We start from the raw sequence: 12,258 nt of genomic DNA on the forward strand, positions 1-12,258 counted from the left end.
TTTATATCAGATTTTTAATCTCACTTAGTTTTAGCAACGCTTCTACCGGCGTAAGTCTATTAATATCCACATTATCCAGCATCTCCCGGATTTGTTTAAACGTATCGCTGTGCGCATCGAAGATGCTTAATTGTACTTTGGCAGCAGGACCAGTAATGTTTTTAACATGCTTTTCCAGCGGCGCATCAATATGTTTTTCTTCTAAATGTGCAAGCACTTCATTGGCTCTTTGCAGCAATTGTGGCGGCATACCCGCCATACGGGCCACATGAATACCAAAGCTATGCCGGCTGCCACCAGGAGCCAGTTTCCTCAGAAATATAATTTTATTCCCTGATTCTTTATTGGTGATATGGAAGTTCTTTACACGGCCATGTTTATTCTCTAACTCGTTTAACTCATGATAGTGCGTAGCAAACAGGGTTTTCGGCCTGTGCTCTGTCATGTCGTGCAGGAACTCCACGATGCTCCAGGCGATGGAGATACCATCATAAGTACTGGTGCCACGGCCTATTTCATCAAGAATAACAAGGCTGCGGGAAGTAATATTGTTGATGATACTGGCCGTTTCGTTCATCTCCACCATAAAGGTAGATTCGCCACCACTAAGGTTATCAGAAGCCCCTACACGGGTGAAGATCTTATCAGTCAAGCCTATTTCAGCCGCCGCCGCAGGAACAAAACTACCCATATGCGCCATGAGCGTAATGAGCGCCGTTTGCCGCAACAGGGCCGATTTACCACTCATATTCGGACCTGTAAGAATGATAATCTGCTGCTGATCTTTATCAAGTATAATATCGTTGGCCACATAGGTATCTCCCGGTGGTAAACCACGTTCGATAACCGGATGACGGCCTTCGCGTATATCAATATTGAAGCCCTCTGTAATAAGCGGACGACGGTATTTAAACTGAATAGCATTGGTAGCAAAAGAGAGCAGGCAGTCTATATTGCCGAACATCTGAGCATTCTGCTGTATAGGCTGAATGTAGGACTGTAAGGCAAGCAACAGGTCATCAAAGATTTTTACTTCCAGGGCAAGAATCTTTTCTTCTGCACCAATGATCTGCTCTTCATATTCCTTCAGCTCCGGAGTGATGTAACGTTCTGCACCTGTCAGTGTTTGCTTGCGGATCCAGGTTTCAGGAACTTTGTCTTTGTGGGCGTTCGTTACTTCCAGGTAGTAGCCGAATACATTGTTGTAAGCTACTTTCAGGCTGGAAATACCGGTAATTTCTGCTTCTTTTTTCTGTATTTCCAGCAGGTAGTTTTTACCGTTGCTGGAGATGTTGCGGAGCTTGTCCAGTTCCTCATTGATGCCCGGTTGTATCACACCGCCTTTGCTTACAAGAACAGGAGGTGTTTCCACTATCTGTTCCAGGATGCGGGAGAGGATAACAGGGCAGGGGTCCATCTTTCCACTAAGTTCGCGCAGGTAATTATTGGGAGAGTTCTCCAGTAATTTTTTTACGCCTTCCACCTGTTGCAGGGCTTTGGCCAGTTGCATCACTTCCCTGGGATTTATTTTCCTTAAAGGGATTTTAGATACTACACGTTCAAGATCGCCGGTTTGTTTCAGGTGCTGATGTAAAGATCTGGAGAGGTCTGTTTCTTTGATGAAGTACTCTACAACGTCCAGCCTTTCATTGATATCGTTGATATTACGCAGTGGAAATACCAGCCAGCGTTTTAACAGGCGGGCACCCATAGGGCTTACAGTACTGTCCAGTGTACTGAGCAACGTATGACCGTTTTCCACACCGCTGTTGAGCAATTCCAGGTTACGGATAGTGAAGCGGTCCATCCAGAGGAAGTCGTCCTGTTCTATACGCTGGATATTGGTGATATGTTGCAGGTGCGGATGTTCTGTATCGCGCAGGTAGTGCAGGGCAGCACCGGCAGCAATGATGGCATCCTGCAGGCCATCTATACCAAAGCCTTTGAGGCTATGTGTTTCGAATTGTTTTAATAAAGTTTCCTGTGCATAGGTAGTAGTGAAGATCCACTCCTCCATCGTATACACGTAGAAGCGGGTACCAAAATGCTGGCGGAAGAGTTTCTGCTGTTGTTTGGCATACAATACTTCAGCGGGTTTGAAACTCTGCAGGAGTTTATCTGCATATTCAATATTTCCCTGAGCCACAAAAAACTCGCCTGTAGAAATATCCAGGAAGGCAAGTCCGATGTTGTCTGCACCGAAATGGACCGCCGCCAGGAAGTTATTACTGGCGTTTTCCAGTATTTTATCATTCACTGCTACACCGGGAGTTACCATTTCGGTAACACCGCGTTTCACGATGCCTTTTACAGTTTTAGGATCTTCCAGCTGATCGCAGACAGCCACACGATGGCCTGCCTTCACCAGTTTATGGAGATAGGTGTCCAGCGAATGGTGCGGGAAGCCGGCAAGGTCTACATAAGTGGCAGCGCCATTTGCTCTTTTGGTGAGTACAATGCCTAATACTTTAGAGGCAATGACTGCATCTTCATTAAAAGTTTCATAAAAATCTCCCACACGAAACAACAACACGGCATCCGGATACCGGGTTTTAATAGCCTTATGCTGTAGCATGAGTGGGGTTTCTTCCGATTTGCTTTTAGCCATGGCGCAAATATATAGAAATGTAAGGACGTGCAGTTGGGGCCACTAATTATCTTATTTTTGCAAAATGCGAAAACTGAGCATGGATGAACTGGGCCGTAAAACGGTAGAACAGTTCAAAGCAGCCGATAAAACACCATTGGTGCTGGTACTGGATAATGTGCGCAGCATGCACAACGTTGGTTCTGTATTCCGTACAGCAGACGGATTTCTTTTACAGGGCATAGTATTATGTGGATATACGCCTGTTCCTCCTCACCGGGATATTCAGAAAACAGCATTAGGCGCTACAGAAACTGTTGAGTGGCAATATTTTCCAACAACCACAGAAGCTGTAACGGCGTTACAGGAAGCGGGGTATACGGTGATGGCAATAGAACAGGCGGAGCAGAGTATTATGCTGGATGCGTTTACACCGGAAGCCGGGAAACCTCTGGCATTAGTATTTGGTAATGAAGTATCTGGCGTAGACGGAGAGGTGATGAAGATGGTGTCGGGCTGTATTGAGATTCCGCAATCAGGCGTAAAACACTCCCTTAATATATCTGTTAGCACAGGTATTGTGGTTTGGGATATCTTTGTAAAGTTGAAAAAAGAGAAAGCACTATGATCAGTACCGTTAACAAGTACCTGTCACTTGTAAAATTCAGTCATACGATTTTTGCTATGCCGTTCGCTCTGACCGGCTTCTTTATAGCTACGGTGAAAGCCGGGCAGTCGTTCAGCTGGGAATTATTCCTGCTGGTAATATTATGTATGGTGTTTGCACGCAGTGCAGCGATGGCATTTAACCGCTGGCTGGATGTGGACATAGACAGGAAGAACCCGCGTACAGCACAGCGTGAAATTCCCCGTGGCGTGATTACTGAAAACAATGCGCTGCTGTTTGTGATAGTGAACTGTGTGCTGTTTATGGTAGTAACCTGGTTCATCAACCCACTTTGTTTTTACCTGTCGCCTGTCGCTTTACTCGTAGTGCTGGGATATAGTTATACCAAGCGTTTTACGGCGCTTTGTCATTTGATCTTAGGGCTGGGGCTGTCACTGGCACCGGTAGGAGCCTACCTTGCCGTAACAGGACATTTTGCCCTGTTGCCGGTATTATTATCTACACTGGTATTGTGCTGGGTATCTGGTTTTGATATCATTTACTCTTTGCAGGATGAGGAGTTCGACCGCTCTTTGTCACTTAATTCCATCCCGGCCTGGCTGGGTAAGGCAGGTGCCCTGCATTTCTCTGAAGGGCTGCACCTGGTAGCTGGTATCCTGGTGATCATTATTGGTCTGCAGGGACAGTTCCACTGGTTATATATCATTGGAGGAGCGGTATTTATCCTGATGCTGATTTCACAGCATCTGCTGGTAAAACCCAATGACCTCAGTAAGGTGAACATTGCATTTATGACTACAAACGGTATTGCAAGCGTGGTATACGCAGTATTTGCCATCGCAGATATGTTATTAATAGGATAGTATGGCACGTATAATGGCAATTGATTATGGTAAGAAGAGGACAGGCCTGGCAGTAACAGACCCTTTACAGCTGATAGCCAGCGGGTTAATTACGGTGCTGACGCATGAGCTGATCCCTTACCTGAAGAAATATATGGCAGCAGAGCCTGTGGAGCTGATGCTGATAGGGGAGCCCAAGAACCTGGATGGCAGCAGTACAGATGCCACGGCCCTGGTAACGGAATGTATCCGTATCCTGGGCAAGAATTTCCCGGAGCTGCCTGTTAAGAAGATAGATGAGCGGTTTACCTCCAAGATGGCTTTCCAGACGATGATTGACAGCGGACTGAAAAAGCAGGACCGCCGGAATAAGGCGCTGGTAGATGAGATCAGTGCAACCATTATTCTGCAGGAATATCTGCGCAGCAGATAAACTGCTGTATTTAATTCGCCATTGATCTTTACCTTTGCACTTCTGAAAAATTGAAAACAGATATAAATGATTCTACCTATCGTTGCTTACGGACACCCGGTTTTACGCAAAATGTGTGAAGATATAACGCCTGATTATCCAAAGTTGCAGGAACTCATAGCCAATATGTGGGAAACCATGTATAGCTCCAGTGGAGTGGGCATTGCTGCGCCGCAGGTAAACAGACCTATCCGCCTGTTCGTAATAGATAGTGAGCAGATCATTGAGAGCCTGGAAGAAGAGGAAAAAGCAGAATACCCCGGAGACAACGGTGTGAAGGGGGTATTCATCAATGCACATATTGTAGAGACAGCCGGTGAAGAGTGGGCGTATAACGAAGGCTGCCTGAGTATTCCAAAGATAAGGGAGGATGTATATCGCCCTGAAACCGTTACCCTGCGCTATGTAAACGAAAATTTTGAACCCCAGGAAAGAACTTTCACCGGCGTAACTGCCCGTGTCATCTTCCACGAATATGATCATATCGATGGTAAATTATTCATTGATCACCTGAAGCCTCTCAAGCGCAGGATGATTAAAGGAAAATTGGAGGACATCACAAAAGGTAAGATCAGTGTGGATTACAAGATGATATTCCATAAATAAAATAGACAAAAATTTTGTAATGTTAAAAATCCCTGTTATTTTAGTGCCTGCAAACTAAGCAAATACATTGGGTACAGCACTAACATATACAGAGGCCGAACTTGTTCTTGGATTAAAATCCAGGAGTGAAAAACATTTCGGTTACTTATATGATCATTATTCACCGGCATTATTTGGGATCGCTTTAAAAGTGATCAATGATGAGAATGTTGCCGGGGATGTGCTGCAGGAAATCTTTCTCAAAATCTGGCGGAGTATAGAACGTTACGATACTGATAAAGGCCGTTTATTCACCTGGATGGTGAATATTGCCCGTAACACCGCTATCGATACTTTACGTTCAAAAGCACATAAGCAGGGCCAGAAGGTACAGGAACTGAGCAGCAACTCCATGGGAACGGAGCAATTTGCTGTACATCAGGCTGTGGACCAGATTGGATTGACGAAAGTAATAGAACAGTTGAACAAGGAACAGCGCATTATTATAGATCTGGCTTATTACAAAGGATGTACACAGGATGAGATTTCAAAAATCCTGGATATTCCTTTAGGTACTGTGAAGACCCGGATGCGTAATGCGATCATACAATTACGGACCATTCTAAAACAGTTGTAATTAAGTGGATGTTCAACGTTACATATCATCTGGCATTATAGAAAGCCACGTTGCCGGGCTGGTATCCGATTCGGAAGCTCGCGAAGTGGAAGCTGCTATCCAGCAGTATCCTGAAATAAAAGCGGCTGCTGATGCGGTGCGCCTTGATATGGAACGTTATGTACAGACATGGGCAGTGAAACCACCTGCCGGGCTGAAGCAGCAACTGATGGCACGTTTGAATGAAATAGAGAAGGAAGAAGAAGTGATGCCTGTTGTGGAAGAGAAACAGGAAAAAGAAGAGGAAGAAACACGTTTTATAATGCCGCAGATCCCGGTGTTGAAAATGTGGCAATATGCAGCTGTCGCAGCTGGTGTATTACTGGTTGTGAGCGCCGGTATGAATGTTGTTTACATGGGGCGTGCAGATGCTTTAGGTGAGAAAATTGCCAAGGCAGAAGAAGAGCATGTAGCATTATCCGCTGAGAAAAGTGCTTTTGCCGACAGGTATCAGCAAACACAGAAAGAACTGGACCTGTTAAAGGACCCTGCTTTCAAGTGGATCAAAATGCAGGCAGTTGGTAAACATACAGATATTGTTGCTACCATTTGCTGGAACCCCGCTACAAAAGAAGCATATATACTTCCACAAACATTACCCGAACCTCCTGAAGATAAACAATACCAGTTATGGGCCATCGTCAATGGTAAACCAATTGATGCAGGTGTTTTCCAACTGGGCAATATGGCCAAAGCCTTACAAAAAATGAAAGAAGTAACGAGCGCACAGGTATTTGCAGTTACCCTGGAAAAGAAGGGTGGCAGTGAAACCCCAAGCCTGGATCAGATGTTCGTTGCCGGTAAAGTAGCTGGCTGATCTTAACCCTTCATATTCTCCTCATTATCAATTATTCCTCAATAATTGCTATATTTCCTTTATAATTGCATTCCCATTAACCATTAGTGAAGACTTACTTTGAGAGTAAATATGCAGCTGTACTTGTAAACGGTTATCTTTTCTGTAACGTATACGGCTGATATGACATTTTGCTTTAATCGTTTAGCAGCATCGAAACGTTATTTTTAACAAAATTTATTAATTGTTTTGGAATCCGCGTTCACATATACGGAATCTGAGTTGGTGCAGGGGCTTAAGTCCAAAGACCAGAAGGTATTCGGCTACCTGTATGACCGTTATTCACCTGCTTTGTATGGAGTGGCTATGAAAGTGCTCAATGAAGAAAGCAATGCGAGTGATGTTCTGCAGGAAGTATTCCTTAAGATCTGGCGTAATATTGACCGGTACGATGAAAGCAAGGGACGTTTGTTTACCTGGATGCTTAACATTACCCGTAATACCGCTATTGATACTCTCCGCTCAAAGGCTCATAAGATGGATCAGAAAATCCAAGTGATCGGTGATGACGTACATTTATATACAACGAATCTAACCGTACACCCATCAGTTGACCATCTTGGCCTTTCAAAAGTTCTTGAAAAGCTAACTAAAGAACAACGAGTCATTATTGATCTTGCATACTACAAAGGATGCACCCAGGAAGAAATTTCCAAGGTGTTGGAAATCCCTTTGGGTACCGTAAAAACAAGGATGAGGAACGCGATTATTCAATTAAGAAACTTGTTAAAAATATCATAAGAAGTGGGCGCATCACGTTACATATCGTCCGGATTGATTGAAGCTTATGTAAGCCGGTTGGCTTCTCCGCAGGAGGAGCAGGAACTGGAAATGGCAATAGATCAATATCCGGAAATAGCTATAGCAGTAGAAGACTGCCGGCTGGGTATGGAGCATTATATAATGTTGCAGTCTGTTACACCACCAACAGTTGTGAAGCAAAATCTGATCAGGATTATTGCTGATGAAGAAGCTGGAAAATTGATCGGAGAAGCAACAGAAGAAACGCAAATTATAGAAGATACTCCTGCCGGTAAAATGTATGTAAGCAGTTCCTGGCGTTGGGCCGCTGCTGCAGCAATATTATTATTGCTGGGAAGTTTGTTACTTAACTTTATTTATTTCTCACGTTACAGTGATTACAAAGTTAAATATGAGGCATTACTAACTACCAACAATACACTGGCATCAGAACAAAATGTTTACCGGACACGTATAGAAGAAATGGAACATTCACTGGAGATTGTGAAAGATCCTTCCATGCAGATGGTGAAGATGCCGGGTACTAAATCTTTCCCTTCATTACTCGCAACGGTCTACTGGAACAAGGCTTCGAAAGAGGTATTCCTGATGGCCAATAATCTGCCTCAGCCCGCTACGGGCAAACAATACCAGCTATGGGCCATCGTGAATGGAAAACCTGTAGATATGGGTGTGTTTGATATCGGTACAGACACAGCAGCAATCCTCCGGAAAATGAAATCTGTTGACAACGCTGATATGTTTGCTATCACACTGGAAAACAAAGGTGGTAGTCCCGTTCCTACAATGGACCAGATGTATGTGGCAGGAAAAGCTAGCTAAAATTCATAATTTCGCAGTATGCGGAAACTTTGGATGTGCTTAGCAATATTATTCTCTTACAGTTACTCTCACGCACAGGATACTTCTGTTGTTTATAAAGGGATGACCGTTACCCTTGATGAAGTAACCGTACAGGCAAAGCGTATAGGTTTTGATGTAAACAGCTTTATAAAAAGGGTAGAAGAGGATACCACTTTTTACCGTGCTTTTAAGAACCTTCGCCTGCTGGGTTATGTTTCTGATAATGACATCCGTATCTACGGTAAAAAAGGACAGATACAGGCATTCCTGAAAAGCCAGATCCAACAGAATATGCAGGGCCGCTGTCATACCATGAAGGTGTTGCAGGAAGAAGTAGGCGGCGACTTTTACAACGCAAAAGGGGAATACAATTACTACACGGCGGAATTATACGCCAGCCTGTTCTTTACAAAAGGAACTGTTTGTGCAGATGCCGGCGGAGAGGTTCCTGAGACTTCCGGTGGCAGTATGGCCAAACATAAAAACCAGTTAAAAAAGCTGATTTTTAACCCGGGACAACCGGTAAGAGGTGTCCCTATCGTAGGGGGTAAGGTCGCCATCTTTGACCCTGAAGTAAGACGCCTGTATGACTTCTCTATCCGCTCTGAAAATTACCAGGATATTACTCCCTGTTATGTGTTTACTGCAAGGGCTAAAAAGGACTTAAATAGTATTGACAGGGGAGATATCGTTATCAATGAATTAATTACCTACTTCAATAAAGAAAACTTCGAAATAGTAGGACGGAAATATTCTCTCTCTTATAAAACCTTATTATTTGATTTTAATGTGAGGATGAATGTGCAGATGACCAAACAACAGGGTTTACTGATTCCTTCTTTAGTAACGTATGATGGTACCTGGAATGTTCCTTTCAAGAAAAGGGAGACTTCGGTGTTTATTGCTAAGTTTCACGATTTCACAGGATCTGTTCAGTAAGTAAACATAAAGAAGGCCAGCTACCAGCTGGCCTTCTTTATGTTTAATATACAATAGTAACTGATCCGGTCTTTTTTATCAGCTTATTTGTATCACCACTGACATATTGCATAACCCAGACATAAGTGCCTGTGGGTAAAGAAGTTCCTTGTTTTTTACCTGTCCACCCTATTTGCGGGTCTGTGGTATAATAAACCCTTTCTCCCCATCTGTCATACACGCTGATCTCAAAATTGGAGATCATACCCCGGAAGCGTGGCCGGAAGTAATCATTCAAACCGTCTCCGTTAGGACTGAATGCCGTTGGCATGTATACCTGTGAGGAGCAATCCTGGAAGGTGACTTCTACAGAATCTGTTGCCCGTCCGCAGGTGTTGGTACTGACCAGTGCATATGTTCCGGGCTGCGTGACATTAAAGATAGGAACGGATGAGCTGTCCTGCCATTTATATTGAGCGCCAGCCCCCATGGGATAGAGTTTAAGCACTTCCCCGTTACACATCAGACTATCAGGCCCAAGGTGTATATGCAGTGTATCATCGAACATTACGTGAATGGTATCGGTTGATTCACAACGGCCTATCTGAGCGTGTACATAATAATAACCGGGTTTTCGTACATAGAAGGTAGCCTGTTTGGAAGTATCCTGCCAGCGGTAGGTACCGGTTCCGAAGTCGGCTGTTAGTACCAGTGTTTCTCCTTTACAGATGGTGGTATCTCCCCCGAGGTCCACATTCCTTAATGCGTTGAACCGCACTTTGATGGTATCCAGCACTTCACAGACCCCGCCTATGCTGACGAATACCCAGAGATCATACCGGCCATTGATGGTGGTAGTTTGGGTACGGGCCCCGTTGCTCCAGCGGTAGGCGGTAGCGCCCGGTGTAGCGGCTGAAATCACGATGCTTTCACCAGGGCAGAGCAGGGTATCAGGCCCCAGGGAGAAGGGGTGCTGTGTGCCTGCAAAGGTGATGTTGATAGTATCTCTGTAAACACCGCAACCTTTAGCGTCGGCGATAACGATGTATTCGACGGTAGGGCGTACGGTATCACTATGTACAATGATATCCGGAGTGGTAGCGCCTGTACTCCATAAGAAGGTACAATTCTGGGCAGTGGCATCCAGTTGCAGGGTTTCTCCTGCGCAGAGGGTGACATCGGGGCCCAGGTCTATTTCCGGGATAGGAGTGAAGAATACGTTTACCGAGTCTGGGACCAGGCATCCGTTGATTTTCACTTTATAGGTAGCTGAGGTATCAGCGACAATACTCTGATTGGTGGAGCTGTCCTGCCATTCATAGGTAGCCCCGGCCACCGTAGGAGCGGTGAGGGTGATGCTGCCGCCATCGCAAAGGGTTTGGTCCTGTGGCCCAAAGTCGTAGATAACAGGTGTTACGATGGTAATGGTTTGAGTGCTAAGGTCCTGCACACCGCTTCTGAATGCTATAAGGGTAACCGTATAGGTACCAGCAGTCACATAGGTATGTGTGCCCTGCATGGCTGATGACGTGTCTTTAACACCGGAAGCGAGGTCGCCATAATCCCATTTTAAGGAATCAATGCCTGCCTGATCAGCTTGAGCAATGGTAAATTTCACGATATCATTGAGGCAGGTGGTGTTATAGGTAAAGGGTGTCTGAGCCCTGGCCGTGGTGGAGCCAAGTGTAAATACAATAACCACTATAAGTAGATATAGGTTTCTCATGTGAGGACATGGGTAAGGCACTAAATTAAAAGAATTTTGTGATATGTATAATTTTTTTAATGGAATTAACAGAAAAGGGGGTTTGTTAACATTGGATTAGGATTAAAAACGGGAGAAAACTCATTTGTTAACATCGGGTTAGCATCCTCAACCATATGAATGTCCTATTTTTACACCCGAGAGAAGTAAAACAGCTACGGCTGGTTTCAGGCCCCCTGCTTGCAGGGGGCCTTTCCTTTTTAGTGAGTTATTCTTCCTGTAGTGGTCTTGCAGAAACGTAGGTCCTCCACCTGTCCAATACAGCAGTGAAATCCGCCGGGAGCGGGCTTTCGAAGTGTATAGGCTGACGGGTACGGGGGTGGACAAAGCCCAGTGTCTGGGCGTGGAGGGCATGCCGGGGCATGAGGTCAAAGCAGTTTTCTACAAACTGTTTGTATTTGGCGAAGATGGTACCTTTCCTGATACGGTCTCCTCCATAAGTGCTGTCATTAAATAAGGAGTGACCAATATGCTGCATATGTACCCTGATCTGGTGGGTACGGCCGGTTTCCAGTCTGCACTCTATTAATGTTACATAATTAAAGCGTTCCAGTACTTTGTAGTGGGTGATGGCTTCCTTTCCATATTCCCCGTCCGGATAGGCATCCATAATTTTACGGAAGCGCTGGTGGCGGCCTACATGGGCCACTACAGTGCCTTCATCCTCTTCAAAATCTCCCCATACCAGGGCCAGGTAGCGGCGTTGTACACTATGGTCGAAGAACTGTTTGGCCAGGTCGTTCATGGCTTTGTCCGACTTGGCGATCACCAGTAATCCGCTGGTATTCTTATCGATACGATGTACCAGTCCGAAGCGTGGCAGGGCAGGTTCGGGGTTGGTATGGTCACCGAGGTACCAGGCAAGCCCGTTTACCAGTGTACCGGTATAGTTACCACAGCCGGGATGTACTACCATACCCGGATGCTTGTTGATCAGCATGATATCTTCGTCTTCAAATACAATGTCCAGTGGCATCTCTTCAGGCACCACCTCCATATTTTCAGGATTCTTACTGGTAAAGACGATGATATGATCATGTGCTTTTACCTTGTAATTGGACTTGACAGGCTTGTCATTTACGACAACCATACCGTCTTCGCAGGCCTGCTGGATCTTGTTACGGGTGGCACCTTCCACTCTGTTCATCAGGAACTTATCGATTCTTAAAGGTTCCTGACCTTTATCGGCGATAATATTCACCCGTTCGTACAGCTCCTCGCTGCCTTCTTCATTTTCCAGCTCATCATCTAATTCAATCAATTCTTCCGCCATGAGGATCTTAAATTTTTGCAAAGGTAACAATTGTTTACCGGTTGCCCTATG

Annotated in this window: 12 protein-coding genes; 9 read left to right on the forward strand and 3 right to left on the reverse strand. The window is 45.0% G+C overall.

The annotated features are described in order from the left end of the window. Position 1: 1 nt before the first annotated feature. Positions 2-2,608 (reverse strand): DNA mismatch repair protein MutS, encoded by a 2,607-nt coding sequence (mutS, locus tag BMW86_RS16710; protein WP_089782865.1) that lies wholly within the window; start codon positions 2,606-2,608, stop codon positions 2-4. Positions 2,609-2,672: 64 nt separating this feature from the next. Between mutS and BMW86_RS16715 the strand changes: the two genes are divergently transcribed. The 9 genes from BMW86_RS16715 (at position 2,673) to BMW86_RS16755 (ending at position 9,190) form a co-directional block, all read left to right on the forward strand. Beyond that, positions 2,673-3,215, forward strand: a complete 543-nt coding sequence (locus BMW86_RS16715) for an RNA methyltransferase (RefSeq protein WP_177189285.1) — start codon at positions 2,673-2,675, stop codon at positions 3,213-3,215. After that, complete coding sequence (locus BMW86_RS16720; RefSeq protein ID WP_089782867.1) at positions 3,212-4,078, forward strand: UbiA-like polyprenyltransferase; 867 nt, start codon at positions 3,212-3,214, stop codon at positions 4,076-4,078. Before BMW86_RS16715 ends, BMW86_RS16720 begins: the two co-directional genes overlap by 4 nt. A 1-nt stretch (position 4,079) precedes the next feature. After that, entirely contained in the window at positions 4,080-4,490 is a 411-nt protein-coding gene (gene ruvX / locus BMW86_RS16725) for a Holliday junction resolvase RuvX (protein WP_089782868.1), read from the forward strand. 66 nt (positions 4,491-4,556) lie between these two features. After that, positions 4,557-5,135, forward strand: coding sequence for a peptide deformylase (gene def, locus BMW86_RS16730; protein WP_089782869.1), 579 nt, complete (start codon positions 4,557-4,559; stop codon positions 5,133-5,135). A 67-nt stretch (positions 5,136-5,202) separates the two neighbouring features. Further along, positions 5,203-5,751, forward strand: coding sequence for an RNA polymerase sigma factor (locus BMW86_RS16735; protein ID WP_089782870.1), 549 nt, complete (start codon positions 5,203-5,205; stop codon positions 5,749-5,751). A gap of 4 nt (positions 5,752-5,755) precedes the next feature. Next, complete coding sequence (locus tag BMW86_RS16740; RefSeq protein ID WP_089782871.1) at positions 5,756-6,607, forward strand: anti-sigma factor; 852 nt, start codon at positions 5,756-5,758, stop codon at positions 6,605-6,607. Between the two features lie 228 nt (positions 6,608-6,835). Further along, positions 6,836-7,387, forward strand: a complete 552-nt coding sequence (locus BMW86_RS16745) for an RNA polymerase sigma factor (protein ID WP_089782872.1) — start codon at positions 6,836-6,838, stop codon at positions 7,385-7,387. A gap of 3 nt (positions 7,388-7,390) precedes the next feature. Beyond that, a complete protein-coding gene (locus BMW86_RS16750) occupies positions 7,391-8,230 on the forward strand; it encodes an anti-sigma factor (protein ID WP_143056599.1) in 840 nt (279 codons plus the stop codon). A gap of 18 nt (positions 8,231-8,248) precedes the next feature. Continuing rightward, complete coding sequence (locus BMW86_RS16755; RefSeq protein ID WP_143056600.1) at positions 8,249-9,190, forward strand: hypothetical protein; 942 nt, start codon at positions 8,249-8,251, stop codon at positions 9,188-9,190. Positions 9,191-9,233: 43 nt separating this feature from the next. Here the strand turns inward: BMW86_RS16755 and BMW86_RS16760 are convergent, their stop codons facing one another. Both BMW86_RS16760 and BMW86_RS16765 read right to left on the reverse strand, forming a co-directional pair. Continuing rightward, positions 9,234-10,895, reverse strand: coding sequence for a T9SS type B sorting domain-containing protein (locus tag BMW86_RS16760; RefSeq protein WP_089782875.1), 1,662 nt, complete (start codon positions 10,893-10,895; stop codon positions 9,234-9,236). Between the two features lie 247 nt (positions 10,896-11,142). Further along, a complete protein-coding gene (locus tag BMW86_RS16765; RefSeq protein WP_089783705.1) occupies positions 11,143-12,207 on the reverse strand; it encodes an RluA family pseudouridine synthase in 1,065 nt (354 codons plus the stop codon). Positions 12,208-12,258 lie beyond the last annotated feature (51 nt).

Source organism: Chitinophaga sp. YR573 (assembly GCF_900110995.1).
In the GTDB taxonomy this organism is placed as follows: Bacteria; Bacteroidota; Bacteroidia; order Chitinophagales; family Chitinophagaceae; genus Chitinophaga.

What these genes read in the sequence shown, in the direction of transcription:
- BMW86_RS16765 (WP_089783705.1), bottom strand. Translation starts at nt 12,207, where the DNA reads ATGGCGGAAGAATTGATTGAATTAGATGATGAGCTGGAAAATGAAGAA.
- def (WP_089782869.1), top strand. Translation starts at nt 4,557, where the DNA reads ATGATTCTACCTATCGTTGCTTACGGACACCCGGTTTTACGCAAAATG.
- BMW86_RS16720 (WP_089782867.1), top strand. Translation starts at nt 3,212, where the DNA reads ATGATCAGTACCGTTAACAAGTACCTGTCACTTGTAAAATTCAGTCAT.
- BMW86_RS16760 (WP_089782875.1), bottom strand. Translation starts at nt 10,895, where the DNA reads ATGAGAAACCTATATCTACTTATAGTGGTTATTGTATTTACACTTGGC.
- BMW86_RS16755 (WP_143056600.1), top strand. Translation starts at nt 8,249, where the DNA reads ATGCGGAAACTTTGGATGTGCTTAGCAATATTATTCTCTTACAGTTAC.
- BMW86_RS16715 (WP_177189285.1), top strand. Translation starts at nt 2,673, where the DNA reads ATGCGAAAACTGAGCATGGATGAACTGGGCCGTAAAACGGTAGAACAG.
- mutS (WP_089782865.1), bottom strand. Translation starts at nt 2,608, where the DNA reads ATGGCTAAAAGCAAATCGGAAGAAACCCCACTCATGCTACAGCATAAG.
- ruvX (WP_089782868.1), top strand. Translation starts at nt 4,080, where the DNA reads ATGGCACGTATAATGGCAATTGATTATGGTAAGAAGAGGACAGGCCTG.